The organism is Streptomyces sp. NPDC015532 (genome assembly GCF_043078065.1).
In the GTDB taxonomy this organism is placed as follows: Bacteria; Actinomycetota; Actinomycetes; order Streptomycetales; family Streptomycetaceae; genus Streptomyces.
On the sequence record NZ_JBIBSY010000014.1, the window covers coordinates 203,196 to 224,600 of the forward strand.

At 70.5% G+C, this 21,405-nt stretch carries 20 protein-coding genes; 8 read left to right on the forward strand and 12 right to left on the reverse strand.

The features are described 5' to 3' along the window. The first annotated feature begins 362 nt into the window (after window positions 1-362). The 3 genes from ACF07B_RS33085 (at window position 363) to ACF07B_RS33095 (ending at window position 3,472) form a co-directional block, all read left to right on the forward strand. Window positions 363-1,160, forward strand: coding sequence for a hypothetical protein (locus ACF07B_RS33085; RefSeq protein ID WP_369486101.1), 798 nt, complete (start codon window positions 363-365; stop codon window positions 1,158-1,160). A 267-nt stretch (window positions 1,161-1,427) separates the two neighbouring features. Beyond that, entirely contained in the window at window positions 1,428-2,357 is a 930-nt protein-coding gene (locus ACF07B_RS33090; RefSeq protein ID WP_392181664.1) for a hypothetical protein, read from the forward strand. Between the two features lie 263 nt (window positions 2,358-2,620). Beyond that, the gene (locus tag ACF07B_RS33095) at window positions 2,621-3,472 is read left to right on the forward strand and encodes a calcium-binding protein (protein WP_392181665.1); all 852 of its coding nucleotides are present in this window, start codon (window positions 2,621-2,623) and stop codon (window positions 3,470-3,472) included. Between the two features lie 45 nt (window positions 3,473-3,517). Here the strand turns inward: ACF07B_RS33095 and ACF07B_RS33100 are convergent, their stop codons facing one another. Both ACF07B_RS33100 and ACF07B_RS33105 read right to left on the reverse strand, forming a co-directional pair. Beyond that, on the reverse strand, window positions 3,518-5,917 hold the full coding sequence (locus ACF07B_RS33100) for a cation-translocating P-type ATPase (RefSeq protein WP_392181666.1): 2,400 nt from the start codon (window positions 5,915-5,917) through the stop codon (window positions 3,518-3,520). Between the two features lie 127 nt (window positions 5,918-6,044). After that, window positions 6,045-6,311 carry a DUF2530 domain-containing protein gene (locus ACF07B_RS33105; RefSeq protein WP_392181667.1) on the reverse strand — a complete coding sequence of 89 codons (267 nt, stop codon included), beginning with the start codon at window positions 6,309-6,311 and terminating at the stop codon, window positions 6,045-6,047. Between the two features lie 238 nt (window positions 6,312-6,549). On the opposite strand from ACF07B_RS33105, the gene ACF07B_RS33110 reads away from it, so the two are divergent. Further along, the gene (locus tag ACF07B_RS33110; protein WP_384238765.1) at window positions 6,550-8,001 is read left to right on the forward strand and encodes an NCS2 family permease; all 1,452 of its coding nucleotides are present in this window, start codon (window positions 6,550-6,552) and stop codon (window positions 7,999-8,001) included. A 49-nt stretch (window positions 8,002-8,050) separates the two neighbouring features. On the opposite strand, the gene ACF07B_RS33115 is transcribed toward ACF07B_RS33110, so the two are convergent. Continuing rightward, a complete protein-coding gene (locus tag ACF07B_RS33115) occupies window positions 8,051-8,233 on the reverse strand; it encodes a ribbon-helix-helix protein, CopG family (RefSeq protein ID WP_103551026.1) in 183 nt (60 codons plus the stop codon). 144 nt (window positions 8,234-8,377) lie between these two features. Between ACF07B_RS33115 and ACF07B_RS33120 the strand changes: the two genes are divergently transcribed. The 3 genes from ACF07B_RS33120 (at window position 8,378) to thpR (ending at window position 11,099) form a co-directional block, all read left to right on the forward strand. Further along, on the forward strand, window positions 8,378-8,815 hold the full coding sequence (locus tag ACF07B_RS33120) for a MarR family transcriptional regulator (RefSeq protein ID WP_362392952.1): 438 nt from the start codon (window positions 8,378-8,380) through the stop codon (window positions 8,813-8,815). A gap of 236 nt (window positions 8,816-9,051) precedes the next feature. Continuing rightward, window positions 9,052-10,416 (forward strand): MFS transporter, encoded by a 1,365-nt coding sequence (locus ACF07B_RS33125; RefSeq protein ID WP_369486139.1) that lies wholly within the window; start codon window positions 9,052-9,054, stop codon window positions 10,414-10,416. A gap of 92 nt (window positions 10,417-10,508) precedes the next feature. Next, window positions 10,509-11,099, forward strand: a complete 591-nt coding sequence (gene thpR, locus ACF07B_RS33130; RefSeq protein ID WP_369486141.1) for an RNA 2',3'-cyclic phosphodiesterase — start codon at window positions 10,509-10,511, stop codon at window positions 11,097-11,099. A 122-nt stretch (window positions 11,100-11,221) separates the two neighbouring features. Here the strand turns inward: thpR and ACF07B_RS33135 are convergent, their stop codons facing one another. After that, a complete protein-coding gene (locus tag ACF07B_RS33135) occupies window positions 11,222-12,214 on the reverse strand; it encodes an aldo/keto reductase (RefSeq protein ID WP_369486143.1) in 993 nt (330 codons plus the stop codon). A 76-nt stretch (window positions 12,215-12,290) separates the two neighbouring features. Further along, a complete protein-coding gene (locus tag ACF07B_RS33140) occupies window positions 12,291-12,974 on the reverse strand; it encodes an SGNH/GDSL hydrolase family protein (RefSeq protein WP_392181668.1) in 684 nt (227 codons plus the stop codon). A gap of 176 nt (window positions 12,975-13,150) precedes the next feature. Between ACF07B_RS33140 and ACF07B_RS33145 the strand changes: the two genes are divergently transcribed. Next, complete coding sequence (locus tag ACF07B_RS33145) at window positions 13,151-14,149, forward strand: WD40 repeat domain-containing protein (RefSeq protein WP_392181669.1); 999 nt, start codon at window positions 13,151-13,153, stop codon at window positions 14,147-14,149. 164 nt (window positions 14,150-14,313) lie between these two features. Here ACF07B_RS33145 and serC read toward each other — a convergent pair whose 3' ends face one another. The 7 genes from serC to ACF07B_RS33180 all read right to left on the reverse strand — a co-directional run bounded on the left by serC (window position 14,314) and on the right by ACF07B_RS33180 (window position 21,366). Next, window positions 14,314-15,432 (reverse strand): phosphoserine transaminase, encoded by a 1,119-nt coding sequence (gene serC / locus ACF07B_RS33150; RefSeq protein ID WP_369482978.1) that lies wholly within the window; start codon window positions 15,430-15,432, stop codon window positions 14,314-14,316. Between the two features lie 227 nt (window positions 15,433-15,659). Beyond that, window positions 15,660-16,883 carry a cytochrome P450 gene (locus ACF07B_RS33155; protein ID WP_362392916.1) on the reverse strand — a complete coding sequence of 408 codons (1,224 nt, stop codon included), beginning with the start codon at window positions 16,881-16,883 and terminating at the stop codon, window positions 15,660-15,662. Window positions 16,884-16,991: 108 nt separating this feature from the next. Next, entirely contained in the window at window positions 16,992-18,212 is a 1,221-nt protein-coding gene (locus ACF07B_RS33160) for a cytochrome P450 (RefSeq protein ID WP_392181670.1), read from the reverse strand. Continuing rightward, complete coding sequence (locus ACF07B_RS33165; RefSeq protein WP_392181671.1) at window positions 18,209-18,847, reverse strand: ATP/GTP-binding protein; 639 nt, start codon at window positions 18,845-18,847, stop codon at window positions 18,209-18,211. The genes ACF07B_RS33160 and ACF07B_RS33165 overlap by 4 nt, the downstream gene beginning before the upstream one ends. Further along, window positions 18,828-19,184, reverse strand: a complete 357-nt coding sequence (locus tag ACF07B_RS33170) for a DUF742 domain-containing protein (RefSeq protein ID WP_384241464.1) — start codon at window positions 19,182-19,184, stop codon at window positions 18,828-18,830. Before ACF07B_RS33170 ends, ACF07B_RS33165 begins: the two co-directional genes overlap by 20 nt. Next, window positions 19,181-19,588: a roadblock/LC7 domain-containing protein gene (locus tag ACF07B_RS33175; RefSeq protein ID WP_261701833.1), complete on the reverse strand. Its 408-nt coding sequence runs from the start codon at window positions 19,586-19,588 to the stop codon at window positions 19,181-19,183. Before ACF07B_RS33175 ends, ACF07B_RS33170 begins: the two co-directional genes overlap by 4 nt. After that, window positions 19,585-21,366 carry an ATP-binding protein gene (locus tag ACF07B_RS33180; protein ID WP_392181672.1) on the reverse strand — a complete coding sequence of 594 codons (1,782 nt, stop codon included), beginning with the start codon at window positions 21,364-21,366 and terminating at the stop codon, window positions 19,585-19,587. Before ACF07B_RS33180 ends, ACF07B_RS33175 begins: the two co-directional genes overlap by 4 nt. Between the last annotated feature and the right edge of the window lie 39 nt (window positions 21,367-21,405).

Consider the following 21,405-nt stretch of genomic DNA (forward strand, 5'->3'; position numbering starts at 1 on the left):
GGAGGTCGGGCCGGTCGGGCCTGAGGTTTTCGGGCCGGTCGGTCAAGCGGCTCGGAGGTCGGGCCGGTCGGCCTTGAGGGTTTCGGGCTGGTCGGGACCGTCGGGGCGGCTGAATTCGGGCGGTGCCTTTTTCGCCCGGTCCCGGGGTATTCCGGGGCCGGGCCTTTTCCGTGATGTGCCGTCGCCACGTAACGCGAACGCAAAATCCGCGGCTTTCTCACCCCGCCCGCACAACCCGTCGCACCTCTCACTAATCTCACCTCTTGAGTCAACAGACTCACTGATCACTTGGGTCCCGTGCCGACGACGAGCCGTGAGGAACGACCACCGCCGGGACCCCCTTTCTCCACTTGGGGAACCCCATGCGCATACGAGCCACCGTGGCCGCCGTCACCGGCGCCCTGGCCCTTTCCGCTCTCGCCGTGCCGGCCGCGCAGGCCGCAGGCAACTCGGTGTCCGGCGTCACCTTCTCCAGCGTCGTGATCAACAGTGGCAAGAACATCGTGGTCGGCGCCTCGGCGCAGGTCACGGTCAGTGCGACCTACACGGTGACGCACCCCTCCAGCGTCAGCCTGAGCTCCTTCGCGAACGGCCCGATGCTCTACCGCGGCACCTCGGTCACCTCCCCGACCGACGTCGTCTTCGGCGACGACCCCGGCACCTGCACCGCCTCCTCCTCCACGGTGGCCAAGTGCACGGCCAAGATCCAGTTCCGTCCGGCCGGCTCCGCCGAGGTGGACCTGACCGACGCCCAGGCCGGTGCCTGGAAGGTCGGCGCGCTCGCCATCGACGACAGCGGCAACGACAAGTGGCAGGGCGACCTGGGCACCAAGAACGTCCAGCGTCTGTCGAAGCTGACGGTCAACGCCGCGCCCGAGCCGGTCAAGAAGGGCAAGACCGTCACGGTCACCGGCGCCCTGACCCGCGCGAACTGGGACAACGCCAAGTACCAGGGCTACACGGGCCAGCCGGTGAAGCTGCAGTTCCGCAAGGCGGGCAGCAGCACGTACACCACGCTGAAGACGGTCACGACGGACAGCTCCGGCAACCTGAAGGCGACCACCACGGCCACCGCCGACGGTTACTTCCGTTACAGCTTCGCGGGCACCACGACCACCCCGGCCGTCAGCGCCGCGGGTGACTACGTCGACGTGCAGTAACACCTGAACACGCGGAACCGCCTCAGCGCGCGGTACCGCCTGATGTCACCGGAAATCCCCGGCCTTGAGGCCGGGGATTTCTGTTTGTCCCGGTATCCGTCCCGATCTCCGCACGGATCGCGCAAGGATCTCCTTTCTCGTGCAACCGTTCGAGTGTCCCGGCGATCTTTGTTGACGAGTCATCAGACTCCGCCATCACTTGGGCCCCTGTGACCACGAGCCGCGAGGAACGACCACAACCGGGCCCTGTCTCCACTGGGGGATCGCATGCGTCTTCGTGCCACTGTGGCCGCCGTCTCCGGCGCCCTGGCTCTCTCCGCGCTCGCCGCGCCGGGTGCCCACGCCGCAGGCTCCACCGACCACCGCGCGGACATCGCCACGGTGCGGGATGCCGCCCGTACCGTCTCGGGCAAGGCCGCCTACACCGGATCCACCGGCGACACCACCGGCACGCCTTACGCCCTCGACCTCTCCTTCTCGAACGTGAAGGTCAACAACGGCAAGCCGATCGTGGCCGGCATCGCCAACCAGGTCACCGTCCCGGTCACCTTCGGCGTCAAGCACGGCGCCTCCGTCGACATCACCGCCGACGACTTCTTCCTGGACGTCGAGCTCTACCGCGGCTCCTTCGCGGAGCCGGTCGGCATCCTGGTCGGCGACGACTTCCCGTCCTGCTCCGTCACCTCGGCGACCACCGCCACCTGCAAGAGCACCATCGACGTCTACCCGGGCGACGAACTGGTCAACGCCGACGCCACCACCTGGAAGGCCATGGGCGTCGCGGTCGCCTTCAACGGGGTCGACCCGGGCGACGACGACGCCGACCTGAGCAAGGTCGGCTACATCGACCAGGACGCGCTCACCACCAGCAAGCTCCAGCGCTACTCCAAGCTGCGGGTCAACGCCGCGCCGGAGCCGGTGAAGAAGGGCAAGACCGTCACGGTCACGGGCAAGCTCACTCGCGCCAACTGGGAGCTCCACGACTACTACGGCTACACGGGCCAGTCGGTGAAGATCCAGTTCCGCAAGAAGAACAGCAGCACCTACACCACCGTCAAGACCGTCAGGACGGACAGCCACGGCAACCTGAAGACGACCACGAAGGCCACCGTCGACGGCTACTTCCGCTACAGCTTCGCGGGCACCGCCACCACCCCGGCCGTCAGCGCCGCGGGTGACTACGTCGACGTGCGATAGCCCCTCGTCCGGGGCGCGTGATCCCCTCGCGACCCGGTCACCTGATCCGACCTGAATCCCCGGCCCTCCTCGGGCCGGGGATTCCGTCTGTCCCCGCCTGCTCGCACGGCCGCGGAAAAAAGTTCAACTGGCGTACAACCTTTGGTCGTTCTCGCTGATCTTCTCTTCCGGGTCATCAGACTCCACCATCACTTCGGCCCCAGTGATGACGAACTGTCAGGACCGGCCATCGCCGGGGCCTCCACACTCCACGTGGGGATCGCATGCGCATACGTGCCACTGTGGCCGCCGTCTCCGGCGCCCTGGCTCTCTCCGCTCTCGCCGCGCCGGCCGCACAGGCGGACGGCCACAGGTCTCTCGCCTCGCTGGCGCCGTCCACCTCGAAGATCACGCCGTTCACCGGCTCCACGCCCGCGGACGAGGTCGTGGGCGACACCAAGATCACGAGCGTCACCGTCAACAGCGGCAAGGACATCGTCGTCGGCACCACCCAGAAGAAGACCTTCACCATCTCGGTGACGGCCACCGACCCGACCGGCATCTACGACGGCTACGCCATGCTGTGGCACGGTTCGGACATGGACCACGTCGACGGCGCGATCGTCCCGGACGCCGACGCGGGCACCTGCACCGCCACCAACGCCACCACCGCGACCTGCAAGGTCACGGTCGTCGCCGACCCGAACGACAACATCTACGGCAACATCCTGGCCGGCACCTGGAAGGTGTGGGCCGGAGCCGTGGGCAACGACGCCGACTACACCACCATCGACGCCTACAAGACCGCCCGGGTGCAGCGCGCCTCCACGCAGACGGTCAACGCCGCCCCGGAGCCGGTGAAGAAGGGCAAGACCGTCACGGTCACCGGCAAGCTGTCCCGCGCCAACTGGGACGACCTCAAGTACCACGGCTACACGGGCCAGTCGGTGAAGCTGCAGTTCCGCAAGAAGACCAGCAGCACCTACACCACGCTCAAGACGATCAAGTCGGACAGCGTCGGCAACCTGAAGACGACCACGACGGCCACCGTCGACGGTTACTTCCGCTACAGCTTCGCGGGCACCACGACCACCCCGGCCGTCAGCGCCGCGGGTGACTACGTCGACGTGCAGTAGACCGACGTGCGGTAGCCGGACGCGGGGCCATCAGGTGACGTAGCCCTACGCGGGCACGCGGCGGTCGACCCATCTCCACAGGAACTCCAGGACGGCCGCCGCCGTCACCGAGATCAGCACCGCGACCCACGGCATCGTGGTGCCGACCAGCTTCAGCGCGAAGAAGTGCTGGAGCCTCGGCACCACGAGCACGAGCAGGAACGCCCCGCCCATCGAGGCGACGAGGCACACCCGCCACCAGGTGTAGGGCCGGGCGATGATCGCGAGCACCCACATCGAGACCAGGAACAGCGTCAGCGTCGCGGCGCTCGTCTCCGCCTCCAGCGAGCCCTCTCCCGTGTAGTAGTGGCGCGCGATCAGATACATCGCGAAGGTCGCCGCTCCCGCGACGACGCCGCCCGGGATCGAGTACCGCATCACCCGCCGCACGAAGTGGGGCTGGGCCCGCTCCTTGTTCGGGGCGAGGGCGAGGAAGAACGCCGGGACGCCGATCGTGAGGGTGGACAGCAGGGTCAGATGGCGCGGCAGGAAGGGGTACTCGACCTGCCAGCACACCACCAGGACGGCCAGCAGCACCGAGTAGACCGTCTTCACCAGGAACAGGGTCGCGACCCGGGTGATGTTCCCGATGACCCGGCGGCCCTCCCCGACCACCGAGGGCAGGGTCGAGAAGCTGTTGTTCAGCAGCACGATCTGGGCCACCGCGCGGGTCGCCTCGGACCCCGAGCCCATGCTCACCCCGATGTCGGCGTCCTTCAGGGCCAGGACGTCGTTCACGCCGTCGCCGGTCATCGCCACCGTGTGCCCGCGGGACTGAAGGGCGCCGACCATGTCCCGCTTCTGCTGCGGGGTGACCCGCCCGAAGACCGTGCCCTTCTCCAGGGACTTCGCCATCTCCTCGTGCTCGTCCGGCAGCCGGCGCGCGTCCACGACCTCGCCGGTGAGCCCCAGCTTTCCGGCGACCGCGCCCACCGACACCGCGTTGTCGCCGGAGATGACCTTGGCCTTGACGTCCTGGTCGGCGAAATAGCGCAGGGTGTCCGCCGCGTCCGGGCGCAGCCGCTGCTCCAGCACGACCAGCGCGGCGGGCCGGGCGGCCTTGGCGACGCCGGGGTCGTCGAGATCCTTGGTGGTCCGCGCGAGCAGCAGCACCCGCAGCCCCGCCTCGTTCAGCCGCTCGGTCTCGGCGAGTGCCGCGTCGTCGGCGGGCAGCAGCACATCGGGGGCGCCGAGCAGCCAGGTGCTCGACTCGCCGTTGCCCTCGCTGAAGCCGGCGCCGCTGTATTTGCGGGCGGAGGAAAAGGGCAGGGACTGGGTGCAGCGCCACTCCTCGCTGTCCGGGTAGGCGGCGATGATCGCCTGGAGGGAGGCGTTCGGCCGCGGATCGGACTCGCCGAGGGCGCCGAGGACCTTGCGCAGATACGACTCGTCGGTGCCGCCGAGCGGCCGTAGCTCGGTGACGTCCATGCCGCCCTCGGTGAGGGTGCCGGTCTTGTCGAGACAGACGGTGTCGATGCGAGCGAGGCCCTCGATGGCGGGAAGTTCCTGCACGAGGCACTGTTTTCGGCCAAGGCGGATGACGCCGATCGCGAAGGCGACGGAGGTGAGCAGGACCAGGCCCTCCGGGACCATCGGCACGATCCCGCCGACGGTCCGCGCCACGGAGTCCTTGAAGCCGTGCTGCTTGACGACGAGCTGGCTGATGACCAGGCCGATGGCGGTCGGGATCATCATCCACGTCACGTACTTGAGGATCGTGGAGATGCCGCTGCGCAGCTCCGAGTGGACCAGCGTGAACCGCGAGGCCTCCTCCGCGAGCTGCGCCGCGTACGCCTCCCGGCCCACCTTCGTCGCCGTGAAGGCACCGCTGCCCGCGACCACGAAGCTGCCCGACATCACCGGGTCGCCGGCGTGCTTGACCACGGGGTCGGCCTCGCCGGTGAGCAGCGACTCGTCGATCTCCAGCCCGTCGGCCTCCGCGCAGGTGCCGTCGACGGCGACCTTGTCGCCCGGCCCGATCTCGAGGAGGTCCCCGAGCACGATCTGCGAGGAACTCACCTCGGCGGCGACCCCGTCCCTGCGGACGGTCGGTTTCACCTCGCCGATCACCGCGAGCGAGTCCAGGGTCTTCTTGGCCCGCCACTCCTGGATGATGCCGATCCCGGTGTTGGCGATGATCACGTAGCCGAACAGGCTGTCCTGGAACGGTGCCACGAACAGCATCACCAGCCACAGGACACCGATGATCGCGTTGAACCGGGTGAACACGTTGGCCCGGACGATCTCGCCCACGGAGCGGCTGCTGCGCACCGGGACGTCGTTCACCTCGCCGCGCGCGACCCGTTCGGCCACCTCGGCGGCCGACAGCCCCTCGGCCCGCCGGGAGGCGGGTATCGGCACCGGGTGAACAGGATCGAGTCCGGCGCCCGCGTCGGTGTGGGTCATGCCCTCGACGGTACGTGCGGATATGCCGCTTCACCCGCCGAGTGGGCCAAACCTCCGACTTGCGGAGGAGGGGAGGCGGCGGGGAATGCCACCGTGGGTGGAGAGGAGCCCGTAGGGCCTGCCTGCCCTACTCCGTCACGGGGGTGCCGGCCGCCTGGGCGTGCTTGATCGCGGTGTCGCGCCTGCGGACGTACCAGATGCCGATCAGCCCGAGGCCCGCGCCGGCCAGGCAGGTCCACAGCCACCACAGGTGTCCGTGGTCGTCGAACCAGCCGTAGAACGGCAGCTGCACCAGGAAGAGGACGAACCAGAGGATCGTGCCGCCCGTGATGGTGGCGACGACGGGGCCCTCCAGGGGCTCCGGCGCCTCGTGCTTGGGGGTCCACTTCGCCATGTGCACAGCTTACGAGGGTCCGCGACCGGTTGTGTTCGCACCCGTCCTCCCCTTGTACGGCAAGGGTCTACGCGCGGAGATAGCGATTTCCAACTCATATGTTCATACTGAAACGGTCCGAGTCTGGCCAGTTGTATTCGTATGAATCACCAAAAGGGATCCGGGGGAAACCTTCTGGTGGTCGATCGCTGACCAGGCTCGATCATGTTCCCCGTCCCCCGCACGTTTGAGGACTCGCATGTCCACCTCGGCCGCCACCAAGGCCCCCGCCCCGCAGGAGCCGGAGTCCCGGCCCGCGCAGAGCGCCCTCGACCGCTTCTTCAAGATCTCCGAGCGGGGCTCCAGCCTTCCGCGGGAGATCCGCGGCGGCTTCGCCACCTTCTTCGCGATGGCGTACATCATCGTGCTGAACCCGATCATCCTGGGCAGCGCGAAGGACATGTACGGGCACCACCTGGACAACGGGCAGCTGGTCACCGCGACCGCGCTGACCGCGGCCTTCACCACGCTCCTCATGGGCGTCATCGGCAATGTGCCGATCGCGCTGGCGGCGGGCCTCGGCGTGAACACGGTCGTCGCCCTCCAGCTGGCGCCCCGGATGTCCTGGCCGGACGCCATGGGCATGGTGGTCCTCGCGGGCTTCATCGTGATGCTCCTGGTCGCCACCGGTCTGCGCGAGCGCGTCATGAACGCGGTGCCGCTCGGCCTGCGCAAGGGCATCGCGATCGGCATCGGCCTGTTCATCATGCTGATCGGCCTGGTCGACTCGGGCTTCGTCACGCGCATCCCGGACATCGCCCAGACGACCGTCCCGCTCCAGCTCGGCACCGACGGTCACCTGCACGGCTGGCCCGTGCTGATCTTCGTCCTCGGTACCCTGCTGACCCTCGCGCTGATCGTGCGCAAGGTGCCCGGCGCCATCCTCATCTCGATCGTCACCATGACGGTCGCCGCGGTGATCGTCAACGCTGTCACCACCGTCCCGTCCTGGGGCCTGACCACCCCGAAGTGGCCGGGCAACCCGGTCGCCAGCCCGGACTTCGGTCTGATCGGCCAGTTCAGCCTGTTCGGCGGCTTCGGCAAGGTCGGCGTGCTGACCGGCATCCTCTTCGTCTTCACCGTGCTGCTGTCGTGCTTCTTCGACGCGATGGGCACGATCATGGGCATCAGCGACGAGGCCAAGCTGACGGACGCGCAGGGCAACATGCCCGGCATCAACAAGGTCCTCTTCGTCGACGGTGTCGCCGTCGCCGCGGGCGGAGTCTCCTCCTCCTCGGCCACCACGTGCTTCGTGGAGTCCACGGCCGGCGTCGGCGAGGGTGCCCGCACGGGCTTCGCGAACGTGGTCACCGGCGCGCTGTTCGCCGTCGCCCTGTTCCTGACCCCCGTCGCCACGATGGTCCCGTCCCAGGCGGCCACCCCCGCGCTGATCGCGGTCGGCTTCCTGATCATGTCCCACTCGGTCAAGGAGATCGACTGGGCGGACTACACGATCGCCATCCCGGCCTTCGTGACGATGATGATGATGCCGTTCACCTACTCGATCACCAACGGCATCGGGATGGGCTTCATCACCTTCGTCGTCCTGCGCCTGGCGGCGGGCCGCGGCCGTGACATCCCGGTCGCCATGTACGTGGTGTCGGCCGTGTTCACCTTCTACTACCTCATGCCGGCCCTCGGCCTGACCTGAGCGGCCTCGGCCGAGCGGGGGGTCACGGGGCCCCCGACCGTGCCAGGGGTCACGTGACCCCGTAGAACTTCTCCGTCTCCTCGACGGCGGTCTGGAACCGCTCGTCGAAGTCGTCGCGAATGAGCGTCCGGACCACATAGTCCTGGACGCTCATTCCGCGTTTCGCGGCATGTTGTCGGAGCCGGTCGAGCAGCTCCCCGTCGATACGCAGGCTGAGCACGCTGGTCCCCATGCAGTCGAGGGTCGCCGCTTCCCGACCGGATGCGGGTCACTTTCCGGAGCGATCTCACTCATATGAGTGATCTCCGTGGCGGATGGCGCGTTTCACAGGGGCCCCATTGTTCTTTAGCGAGAGTAATGAGTTACGCTAAAGAACATGCCTGACCTCACCCATGGCGACGACGAGGCCGCCGTGAACGCCTTGCGCTCCGCAGTGATGCGGTTGTCGCGTCGACTCAAGCACCAGCGGGTCGACGAGTCGCTGAGCCCCACCGAGATGTCGGTGCTCGGCACCCTCGCCCGTTGCGGCAGCGCCACACCCGGCGAGCTCGCCCGCAAGGAACACGTGCAGCCGCCGTCGATGACCCGCATCGTCGCGCTGCTCGAAGCCAAGGGGCTCGTCAGGCTGGAGCCGCACCCCGACGACCGGCGCCAGAAGGTGGTGACGCAGACCGACAAGGCGGAGGCGATGCTCGAAGAGAGCCGCCGCAAGCGGAACGCGTTCCTCGCCGGACTGGTCGAGGCCCTCGACGAGGACGAATGGGCCAAGCTCCGCGAAGCCGCTCCCGTCCTGGAGAAGCTCGCGCACATCTGACCGACGGCGGCCTCCTTTCGCTCCCCGATCTCGGTCCGGAGCACCGGTCACCGACCGGAGCACTGATCTCGGTCCGGATCACCGGTCTCGGCCGGGATCACCGGTCACCGACCGGAGCACTGATCCCGGTCCGGATCACCGGTCACTGATCGGAGCAACGGAGGGCCCGCCCTTCCCCGCAAGCGCCGACGCCCCCATGACGCCGACGTCCACGACTGCCCTGGAGGCGAGCCCTTTTGAGTACGGGATCCGGAGCACACTCCGCCCCCGCACCAGCCACCCACGACCCCGAGGCCGCCCGCGACTCCCCCCGCTCCTCCTCGATGTTCAGCTCGCTGAAGATCCGGAACTACCGTCTGTTCTTCCTGGGCCAGGTCGTCTCCAACACCGGCACCTGGATGCAGCGCATCGCCCAGGACTGGCTGGTGCTCAGCCTGACCGGCTCCTCCGCCGCGGTCGGTATCACCACCGCGCTCCAGTTCCTGCCGATGCTGCTCTTCGGCCTGTACGGCGGTGTTCTCGTCGACCGTCTCCCCAAGCGCCCCACGCTGCTGGTGACCCAGACGGCGATGGCCCTCACCGGTCTCGCGCTCGCCTTCCTCACCCTCTCCGGCCACGTCCAGGTCTGGCACGTCTATCTCGCCGCGTTCGCCGTCGGTATGGCCACCGTCGTCGACAACCCGGCACGCCAGTCCTTCGTCTCCGAGATGGTCGGCCCCGGCCAGCTCCAGAACGCCGTCAGTCTGAACTCGGCCAACTTCCAGTCCGCGCGGCTGGTCGGACCCGCCGTCGCGGGCCTGCTGATCACCGGCGTGGGGACCGGCTGGGCCTTCCTGCTGAACGGCCTGTCGTTCGTGGCCCCGCTGGCGAGCCTGCTGCTGATGCGGGCCCGTGAACTGCACGTCGTCGAGCGGGCGCCGCGCGCCAAGGGCCAGCTCCGCGAGGGCCTGCGCTATGTCGCAGGGCGCCCCGAACTGATCTGGCCGATCGTCCTCGTCGGCTTCATCGGCACGTTCGGCTTCAACTTCCCCGTCTGGCTGTCGGCGTACGCGGACGACATCTTCGACTCGGGCGCCGGGGCCTACAGCCTCTTCAACACGCTGATAGCGCTGGGTTCGCTGGCCGGAGCGCTGCTCGCGGCCCGGCGCGGCACGGCCCGGCTGCGCGTGCTGATCGCCGCCGCGGTGGCGTTCGGCGCGCTGGAGGTGGTGGCCGCCACGGCCCCCACGCTCTGGCTGTTCTCGCTCCTGATGGTCCCGATCGGCATCTTCGGACTGACGGTGAACGTCACCGCGAACACCTCGGTCCAGATGGCCACCGACCCGGCCATGCGCGGCCGGGTCATGGCGCTGTTCATGATGGTCTTCGTGGGCGGCTCACCGCTCGGCGCGCCGCTGATCGGCTGGGTCACCGACGTCTACGGTCCCCGGGTGGGTTTCGCGCTCGGCGGGCTGGTCTCGATGACCGCGGCGACGGTGATCGGCCTGGTCCTGGCCCGCCTCGGCGGCCTGCGGGTCTCCCTCGGGTGGCATCACGGCCGCCCCAGGATCCGCTTCGTCCCGCGTGAGCGGAGCGAGGAGCAGCTCGCCACCGCGGTGTGACCAGGCGGTTCGGAGGCGGTCGGCCGGTTCACGCGGCCGGCCGCCTCGCGTACTCCGGTGTGCTGATCGCCGTTCCCTGGAAGGCTGGCCCCATGAGACTCTTCGCCGCGGTACTGCCCCCGGCCGGCGCGGTGCGTGAACTGGCCCCCGCGGTGGACGCGTTGCAGCGGACGCCGGGTGCGGACGCCTTGCGCTGGACGGGCCGCCCCGGCTGGCACTTCACCCTCGCGTTCTACGGAGAGGTCGCCGACGACCGCGTCCCGGACCTCGCCGAACGGCTGCTGCGGGCCGCCCGTCGCACCGACCCGTTCCCGCTGTCCCTGCGCGGCGGCGGGCACTTCGGCGGGCGTGCCCTGTGGGTGGGCGCGGCGGGGGACATCCAGACCATGCGGCTGCTGGCGGACCGGGCGGAGGCGGCGGGCCGCAAGGCGGGCGTCGAGATGGAGGAGCACCGCCGCTACCGGCCGCATCTGACGGTGGCCCGCAGCCGCGACTCCGCGGACTTCAAGCCGTACGTCGCCGCGCTGGACGCGTTCGCCGGGAAGCCCTGGACGGTGAGTGAGCTGTGTCTCGTCCGCAGCAACCTGCCGACGTCGGGAGTGCCCGGTGAGCAGCCCCGATACGAAACGGTGGCCGGTTTCCCGCTGGGGGCGGGCGACGGGACCGGTCCGGCGGCCCGTTAACCTCGTTGGCGTGAACCCGAAGACCCGTAACCGGATCATGGCCGGCGTGCTCGTGCTGATGTTCTTCGTCGTGGCCATGGCGGCGGCGGTCAGGTAGCGACCGCCACCGCTGGGCGCTCCTCCTACCAGGCGAACGCCTCGGGGGACGGGCCCGGGCCGGGGAAGATCTCGTCGAGCCCCTCCAGGACCTCCTCCGACAGCTCAAGCTCCACCGCGCGCAGCGCCGATTCGAGCTGCTCCGCGGTGCGCGGACCCACGATGGGGCCGGTGACACCGGGACGGGTCAGCAGCCAGGCCAGCGCGGCCTCTCCGGGCTCCAGACCGTGCTTCTCCAGCAGATCCTCGTACGACTGGATCTGGGCGCGTACGGCCGTGTTGGCGAGGGCGTCGGCGGACCTGCCGCTCGCCCGGCGGCCGCCCTCGACCTCCTTCTTGATCACACCGCCCAGCAGTCCGCCGTGCAGCGGCGACCAGGGGATGACGCCGAGTCCGTACTCCTCGGCGGCCGGGATGACCTCCATCTCGGCGCGGCGCTCGGCGAGGTTGTAGAGGCACTGCTCGCTGACCAGGCCGATGGTCCCGCCGCGGCGGGCGGCGATCTCGTTGGCCTGGGCGATCTTGTAGCCGGGGAAGTTGCTGGATCCCACGTAGAGGATCTTCCCCTGCCGTACCAGGACGTCGACCGCCTGCCAGATCTCCTCGAAGGGGGTGGACCGGTCGACGTGGTGGAACTGGTAGACGTCGATGTAGTCGGTCTGGAGCCGCTTCAGGCTGGCCTCGACCGCGCGCCGGATGTTGAGGGCGGAGAGCTTGTCGTGGTTGGGCCACGGGTCGCCCTCGGCGCCCATGTTCCCGTACACCTTGGTGGCGAGGACCGTCCGGTCGCGGCGGTCGCCGCCCTGGGCGAACCAGTTGCCGATGATCGATTCCGTACGGCCCTTGTTCTCGCCCCAGCCGTACACGTTCGCCGTGTCGAAGTAATTGATTCCGGCGTCCAGCGCCGCGTCCATGATGGCGTGGCTGTCGGCCTCGTCCGTCTGCGGTCCGAAGTTCATCGTGCCGAGGACGAGCCGGCTGACCTTGAGCCCCGTGCGTCCGAGCTGTGTGTACTTCATGGACCACAAGCCAACGGCGTGGAGTGCGCTCTAGGCAAGAGCGGGGCCGGTCGGCCGACGGCGCCCCGGGGTGTGGTCAGGCCGGCGCGGCCGTGTACGGCTCGCCCAGGTCCCAGGCCTGGTGCATCGCCTCCGCGAAACCCTCCGCGATCTTGTGTTCGCCGCTCGCGTTCGGATGGGTGCCGTCGTACGTGTCGAAGGTGATGTCGTACGAGGCGGGCGGGGACGCGAGCAGCAGCGGGGAGCGTGGTTCGTCGAGGTCGGCGACCGCCTTGGCGAGGAGCTCGTTGAAGGCGGCCACCTCGGTGGCGAAGGGGGCGTCGGACTCGGCGCGGACGTTCGGTATCACCGGGAGCAGGACCATGCGGACGCGCGGGTTCGCGGCGCGGGCCTCCTCGACGAAGACGCGGACGTTGTCGGCGGTCTGCGCGGCGTTGGTGTAGAAGCCGAGGTCGATGAGGCCGAGCGAGACCAGCAGGACGTCGGCGCGCTGCGCGCGGACCGTCTCGCGGATCATCGGGGCCATGTGCAGCCAGCCCTCGCCCCAGCCGGCCAGGTGGGCGCGGGGGAATTCGGGGTCCGCGTACTCGTGCGAGTCGGGGGAGCCCGTGGCCTTGTCGTAGAGCGCCTCGCGCGGGCCGACGATCTTGAACGGGCCCCCGTACGTCGCCCGCAGGTGCTGCCACATCCGGTAACGCCACGTGTGTTCGCCCGCGCTACCGATCGTCATGGAGTCGCCGACGGGCATGAACCTGAGCATCCGATCATCATGAACGATCGGTCCGGGCGCCACGGGCCGCCACGGTGTGAAGCTGGACACGCCCGCGGGCGGTCCGGCGCGGTACAGGGGGCCGGGCGGGGCGCGAGGTCCGGGCGGTACGGGTCCCGGCGGGCGCCGGTCACATGAACAGGCCGGTGGGATGGCAGGCTTGGGCCATGCGCCGATCGCACTCGTTCGTGTCCGGAGCCGCCGCCGGAACCCTTGCCGGAGCGGCCCTCGTCCTCGCCCTGGCGGCGCCCGCCCTCGCCGACGGAGGGGACGGCGGATTCACCATCAAGGATCCCCGGATCAAGGAGTCCAGCGGCCTCGCCGCCTCACGCGCCCACCCGGGCGTCTACTGGACCCACAACGACAGTGACGACGGGCCCTACCTCTACGCGGTCGACAGCAGGACGGGCCGGACCGTCGCCACGGTCACCATGAGCGGGGTCGGCGCTCCCCGGGACGTGGAGGCGATCTCCCTCGGCCCCGACGGCGACCTGTACGTCGGTGACATCGGCGACAACCTCGGCGGCTCGTGGGACCACGTGTGGATCTACAAGCTCCCCGAGCCGAAGGTCCTCAAGGATCAGACGATCCGCGCCACCCAGTACGTCGTGAAGTACGCGGACGGTCCCCGCAACGCGGAGGCGCTGATGGTGCACCCCAAGACGGGGCGCGTCTACATCGCCGACAAGGACGAGGACGGCGGCCACCTGTACGAGGGCCCCGCCGAGCTCTCCGCCTCCGCCACCAACGTCTTCAAGCCCGTCGCCACCATCGACCTCTGGGTCACCGACGGCGCCTTCTCGCCCGACGGCCGGCAGCTCGCCGTGCGTGGCTATTTCGGCGGCATCGCCTACTCCTGGAACGGCGGGCGGATCAAGCGCCTGGAGCGCCTGAACGTGCCCCTCCAGGGCCAGGGTGAGTCGATCACCTACACCCCCGACGGATCGACGCTCCTGTACGGCAGTGAGGGCGCGGACAGTGGCGTGGAGCCCGAGGACGCGCCGGGTGCCGCGGGGTCCGGCTCCAACTCGCCCTCCAAGGACGGCGGTTCCGCGGACGGGGGCGCCAGCGGCGACGGAACGAGCGGTCAGGTGAAGATCGGCGCCATCGCGGTCGCGGCCCTGTTCGCCGTGGTGTTCGGCTTCAAGCGGCTGCGCCGCCGCTGACCACGGCCTCGGCCCGCGTCACGACGGACGGCGGCCGCGGGCCCGTACGCGACGGACGGCGGCCGAGGGCCGTACGCGACGGACGGCGGCCAGGGCCCCGGTACACACGGCGAAGGGGCGTCCGGCACGCTCGCGCGCCGGACGCCCCTTCGAGGCCGGGACGGTTACAGCTTCTCGATCACGTAGTCGATGCAGTGCGTCAGCGCCTCGACGTCCGCCGGGTCGATCGCCGGGAACATGGCGACGCGCAGCTGGTTGCGGCCGAGCTTGCGGTAGGGCTCGGTGTCGACGATGCCGTTGGCGCGCAGGACCTTGGCGACCGCGGCGGCGTCGATCTCCTCGGCGAAGTCGATCGTGCCGATGACCTGCGAGCGCTTGGCCGCGTCCGTCACGAACGGGGTGGCGTACTTGCTGTCCTCGGCCCAGCGGTACAGGCGGGTCGAGGAGTCCTTGGTCCGGGCGGCCGACCAGGCGAGGCCGCCCTGGCCGTTGATCCACTCGATCTGCTCGTTGAGCAGGAAGATCGTGGCCAGCGCCGGGGTGTTGTACGTCTGGTTCTTGCGCGAGTTGTCGATCGCCGTGGGCAGCGAGAAGAACTCCGGGACGTGGCGGCCCGAGGCGTGGATGCGCTCGGCGCGCTCGATCGCGGCCGGGGAGAACACGCCGATCCACAGTCCGCCGTCGGAGGCGAAGGACTTCTGCGGGGCGAAGTAGTAGACGTCGGTCTCGGCGATGTCGACGGGCAGGCCGCCGGCGCCGGAGGTGGCGTCCACCAGGACCAGGGAGCCCTCGTCGGCGCCCGCGACCCGCTTGACCGGGGCGGCGACACCGGTCGAGGTCTCGTTGTGGGTGAAGGCGTAGACGTCGACGCCCGCCTCGGCGACCGGCTCGGGGTGCGTGCCCGGGTCGGAGGAGACCACGGTCGGCTCGGCGAGCCACGGGGCCAGCTTGGCCGCCTTCGCGAACTTGGAGGAGAACTCGCCGAACGTGAGGTGCTGCGACTTGTTCTCGATCAGGCCGTGCGTCGCGACGTCCCAGAACGCGGTGGAGCCGCCGTTGCCGAGGACGACCTCGTATCCGTCGGGCAGGGAGAACAGCTCGCGCACGCCCTCGCGTACCTTGCCGACCAGGTTCTTGACCGGGGCCTGGCGGTGGGATGTGCCGAGCAGGGAGCCGCCGGTCGCGGCGAGCGCGTCCAGGGCCTCCGTCCGCACCTTGGAGGGGCCGGCGCCGAATCGTCCGTCGGCGGGCTTGAGGTCAGCGGGGATCTGGATATCAGCCACGCCAGGAGCCTAGCCGGTGCGGGAAACCTCGGTGAAACGTCGTCCGTCGGCTGAGACGGGGCGTGTTGACGGCCGCGGGCGGGGGGGGGGGGGGGGGCGCGGGGGGGCCCCGGCCCCCCCCCCCCCGGGGGGGGGGGGGGGGGGGGGGGGGGGGGGGGGGGGCGGGCGGGGGGGGGGGGGGGGCGGGGGGGGGCCCCCCCCCCGGGCCGGCGGCTCATGGGGTCCGGCTATCCGGCGGTGAGCTTGACGGGCAGCTCGAACAGGTCGTTCTGCGTCACCACCGGCTTGTTGCGGAGCTCCGACACCGGGACGGCCAGGTCCAGGGCGGGGAAGCGCTCGTACAGGGCGGGCAGGGCGACGCCCGCCTCCAGGCGGGACAGGGCCGCGCCGGGGCAGACGTGGGGTCCGTGGCCGAAGGAGATGTGCCGGTTCTTGCCGGTGCGGCTGACGTCGAACTCGCCCGCGGTGGGTCCGTGGGCGTTCTCGTCGCGGCCGATCGCGCCGTAGGACACGATGAGCGCGTCGCCTGCCGGGATCACCTTGTCGCCGACCGGGACGTCCTCCGTGGCGAAGCGGATGAGGACGTGGGAGGTCGGGGTGGAGTGGCGCAGGGTCTCCTCGACGACCGCGGACCAGTCGGCCTCGCCGGACAGCACGAGGGCGCGCTGGTCGGGGTGGGCGGACAGGTTGACGACCGCGTTGACGATGAGGGAGATGGTCGTCTCGTGGCCGGCCGCGACCATCAGCTGGAGGGTGGAGACGATCTCGGCGTCGGTGAGGTGGTCGCCGTCCTCGGAGGCCAGGATCAGCGCGCTCGTCAGGTCGTCGCCCGGCTCGGCGCGCTTGGCCGCCACCGTCTCCGCCATGATCCCGGCCAGCTCGGTGAGGGTCGCGATGACCTCGGCGGGCGGGGTCTGCGTCGAGAAGAACTTCTCGAAGAGCTCCTTCAGACGCGGCAGCCGGGACTCCTCGATGCCCATGAGGTCGGCGATCACGTACATGGGCAGGGGGTAGGCGAAGTCGGCCTTCAGGTCGACGACGTCCCCGGTGAGGTTGTCGAGCAGACTCTCCGTCAGCTTCGCGATCCGCTCCCGCATCTGCTCCACCCGGCGGGGGGTCAGCGCCTGCGCCACCAGGGTGCGCATCCGCCGGTGGTCCGCGCCGTCCACGGTGAGCATGGAGCGGCCGGGGTTGGCGAGTCCGATCAGCGGCCAGTCGGGGGCGATCTCGCCGCGCTGCCAGGCGCCCCAGACGTTGATGTCCTTCACCAGACGGGGGTCCGTGAGCAGGGCGCGCGCCTCGGCGTGGTGGGTGACCGCCCACACCGGCACACCGCCGGGCAGTTCGACGGCGGCGAGCGGCCCCGCTGCGCGCAGCGCGGCGCTCTCGCCGTCGAGGTCGGTGACGAAGGGGTCCAGGACTATGCGGGTCTCTTCGGTACCGGTGGTCATGCGGGGGTGCCTCCAAGGGCTGGGTGGGGGTGACGCGTTTTCCCCGGGGCATGGGGACAGCCCCGGGCCCCGGCCGGGCGGGTGCGCCGGCCGGGTGGCAACGGGGTCTCAGAGGACGGGTACGGGTGTGAAACGTACGGGCAGTTCGTTCAGCCCCCGCAGCCACGGGGAGGGGCGCCGGGTCAGCGAGTCGGCGGGTACCGCCAGGTCGATGTCCGGGAGCCGGTCCAGGACGATCTCGATGCCGGTCCGCGCGATGACCTCGGCGACCTCCTGTGCCGGGAACGGGCAGCGGTGCTCCCCGTGGCCGAAGGAGAAGTGGGCGTTGTTGCCGCCGGTGAGGGCGGAACTGTCGGTGCGGACCTGGGGGTCGGAGTTGGCGCCCTGGAGGCCGAGCAGCAGCAGGTCGCCGGCCCGGATGCGGCGGCCGCCGAGCTGGGTGTTGCGGGAGGCCCAGCGCCCGGCCACGTTCTGGGTGGGGGTGTCCTCCCACAGGACCTCGTTCATGGCCTCGGCGACGCTGTGCCGGCCGCCGAACAGGGAGGCGGCGAACCGTTCGTCGGTGAGCATCAGGCGCAGCGAGTTGCCGATCCAGTCGGCCGTCGGCTGGTGGCCGGCGGCCATCATGACCATGAGGTCCTGGACGATCTCCATGTCGTCGAAGCCCGCGGTGTTCGCGAGCATCCGGGACACGACGTCGGCGGCGGGCGCTTCCTTGCGGTCGGCGATCAACTGGGCCATGGAGGACGCCAGATGCTGCTGTCCGGCCAGCGCGCCCGCACGCCCGTTGATCATGTCGTTCAGGGCCGTGACCAGGCCGGGACCCTGCTCGTCCGCGAAGCCGTAGAGCGTCGCGAGGACCCGTACGGGCAGCAGGGCCGCGTAGTCGCCGATGAGGTCCGTCTCGCCCTTGGGGCAGATCGCGTCGATCAGCTCGTCGGCGAACTTCTCTGCCTGGGAGCGCAGTTCGGAGGGGTCGACGGCTTCGAGGGCGTCGCTGATCATCGCGGCGCGCTCGCGGTGGCGCTCGCCGACGGTGTACAGGATGGAGGGCTGTTTGCGGCCGATCATCGGCAGCAGCGGCCAGTCGTCGGGGACACGGTCCCACTGGCTCCACAGCTCCGAGTCCCGGCTGAACAGCTGGGGATCACCGGTGACCTGGTGCAGTTCGCGGTAGCCGAGCACGAGCCAGGCGGGGATGTCGCCGTCGAGGACGACCGGCACGACGGATCCGTGGTCGCGCCGCATCTCCCGGTACAGCTCGGCGGGTTCGGTCTGGAACCGCGGCCCGCCGAGGGGGACGGGCGCGGTTACGGAAGCGGGGGTCACAGCGCGGGCTCCGGTGAGTGAAGGGCGCCTTCCGCGGCTGCGGCGCCGTGACGGGCGTAGCGGGACTGGAGGTGTTCCACCAGCGTGATCAGCACCTGCTTGCTGGACTCCCGGGAGCGGGCGTCGCAGTCGAGCAGCGGTACGTCCGGGTCGAGGTCGAGGGCCTCGCGGATCTGCGCGGGGGTGTGCGGGGGCCCGCCGAAGTCGTTGCAGGCCACGATGAAGGGTGTGCCGTGGTGCTCCAGCCGGTCGATGGCGTACCAGGATTCGTCGATGCGGCGGGTGTCGACCAGGACGATCGCCCCGAGCGTTCCGGAGAACAGCCGGTCCCACAGGAACCAGAACCGCTCCTGCCCGGGTGCGCCGAACAGGTACAGGATGTTGTGCGTGTCCAGCGTGATGCGTCCGAAGTCGAAGGCGACGGTGGTCGCGGACTTGCCGCGCACCTCGCTGATGTCGTCGACGTTCTCGCCGGCCTGCGTCATCGTCTCCTCGGTGTTGAGGGGACGGATCTCGCTGACCGAGCGGACGAGCGTCGTCTTGCCGACACCGAAGCCGCCCACGATCACGATCTTGAGGCCGTTGTCGGCGGACGCGGACAGGGGCGCACGAGCGTCAGAGGTTACGGAGTCCAACGAGCACCTGCTCCAGGATGTCGGGATCGGGAAGACCGGAGGGAACAGTGGTGTGCGGGTGACGGGCGCTGACACGGCCCGTGGAGAGCAGGTCGGAGAGCAGGACGCGGGTGATCGACACCGGCAGTCTCAGCTCCGCCGCGATCTCCACGACGGCCGTCGGCCGCTCGCACATCCGCAGGATCGCGGCGTGCTCGGACTGCATGCCCACCACCGGGTCGCACTCGGCGACCACCAGTGTCACGAGGTCGAAGGGGGTGTCGGGGCCGGACCGGGTGCGCCCTCCGGTGAGGGTGTACAGCCGGTCGGGCGCGTCGTCCCTGCCAGGACGGCTCATGACGACCGGGGCGGCGAGGTCAGGTGCTCCCCGAGTTGTTCCACGAGTTCGCTCATGTTGTGTCCCACCAGTCCGGCGTCGGCGTCCTCGGCGGTGACGACGGCGAGGTGCGCTCCGTCGCCCGCCTCCACGATGAACAGCACTCCTCCGTAGAACTCGGCCATCGCCGAGCGCACGCCCCCGCTGCCGTCGCCGAACTCCACGGAGGCGCCGTGGGACAGCGACTGGATGCCGGCGGCGATGGCGGCGAGCTGGTCGGCCTGGTCGACCGACAGCTCCGGAGTGCGGCACAGCTTCAGTCCGTCGCGGGAGAGCACAAGCGCGTGCCGTGCGCCCGGGGTGCGCTCAAGGAGGCCCTCGATGAGCCAGGTGAGCTTCTCGTCGGCGGTGATGGTGCCGGTCATGGGGTGGTGTCGCCTTCCGGGAGCGCGGTGGGGGTGGTGGGGATCGGGTTGGGGGAACTGGTGGACGCGGTCGCGTGGTCCTCGGGCCGTGCCGGTGCTTCGGCCCGGGGCGGATCGTCGGCCGGCACGGGTCCGGGGGCGCCCGGTGCCGTGCCGCGCACCGCCTGGCGGAAGGTGCCGAAGCGGGCGGCGGACCGGGTCTTCGGGTCGTCGCCGGTACGGGGTTCGGGGGCGGCCGGGGGTGTGACGTGTGAGCGGCTGCGCTCGGCGTGGGCGAGGGTGCGTCCGCGGCGGCGCTTGGGCAGGCCGCCGGTGGACGGGAGGCCCTGCTCGTGCCGGGGCGAGTCGTGGGTCGGGACGGGCTCCGGGTCGAGGTCGCGGGCCGCGCGGGCGGCGGCGTACGAAACGGGAGACGCCGGAGACACGGGGGACGCCGCGGATTCCTGGTGATCCGGGGACCGCCGGGACTCCGACGGTTCCTGGTCATCTCGGGGCCTCGGCGCGGAGGTGTGGCCCTCGACGGCGGCCGGGGCGGAGGCGACGGGCTCGGCGGGCAGCGGGGCCGCGGAGAGGTGGAGGCTGGGCTGGGTGAGGATGTCCTGCGGTATCAGGACCAGGACGCCGGTGCCGCCGCGGGCGGAGGGCCGGAAGGACACCTTCAGACCGTGCTTGCGGGCGAGCCGGCCGACCACCGAGAGGCCGAGGCGGGTGCCGGTGAGGCCGCCGAGCCCGGACCGGGGTCCGACGACGCCGGTGACGGCGCGTTCGGCGCGGCGCAGCTGGACGTCTCCCATCACCAGGCCGCTGTCCTCGACGGAGACGATGACACCGGCGGGGACCTCCTCGACGTACACGTGCACTTCGGCGGTGGGCGGCGAGAAGTTGGCGGCGTTGTCGAGGAGTTCGGCGATCGCGTGCATGACGCCCTCGGCGGCGTGTCCGGCGACCGCGACCTCGCTGGCGGAGTGGACGCGCACCCGCTGGTAGCCGCCGATACGGCCCATGGCGCCGCGCAGGATCGACTCCATGACGATCGGGCGGGCCCAGCGGCGCCCCGAGCGCGCGCCCGCGAGGACGGCGACGGAGTCGGCGAGGCGGCCCGCCTGCGCGGTGCGGTGGTCGAGGTGGAGCAGGTCCGTGAGGACGTCCTCGTCGGAGTGCCTCTCCTCCATCGCGCGCAGGTCGGCCAGCATGCCGGTGGACAGCGCCTGCATGCGTCCGGCCGCGTTGGCGATCGCCGAGATCGCGGCGGCGCGGTCGGCGACGGCCTGTCTGACCCGCTCGGAGAGTTCGGCGTTGCGTTCGGTGAGCCGGGCGCGGTCGCCGGTGAGCAGTTCCCGCTCCCTGGCGAACTCCTCGGTGAGCCGGGCGTGTTCGCGGGCGGCCGTCTCGGTCAGGCGGACCCGTTCCTGGGCCGCGCTCTCGGCCGCGCGGGCGCGTTCGCGGGCGGCCTCGTCGGCGAGCCTGGCCCGGTCCTGGCCGAACTCCTCCGCCAGCCGGGCGCGTTCCTGAAGGAGCCGGCCGGCGTCCTTCGTCACGCTGTCGAGGCGGCGCAGGGCGAGTCGCCTGCTCTGCGCGGCGTGGGCGGCCACGGCGACGGCGGCGCACAGCAGCACCGCGGCGGTGCCGGTGCCCCAGGCGAGGGCTACGCGGGCCGGTTCGGGGGCGAGCAGGACGGCGGCCACCACCGCGGCCGCGGCCGGGACGGCGGCGGCCAGCGCGGCTTTCGCCGTCGTGCGGGGGGTGGGTCGTTCGCCGGAGGGCAGGGGCGGGGTCATCAATCGGTCCTCGGTCGTGTTCCTGGGGGGAGAACGTGT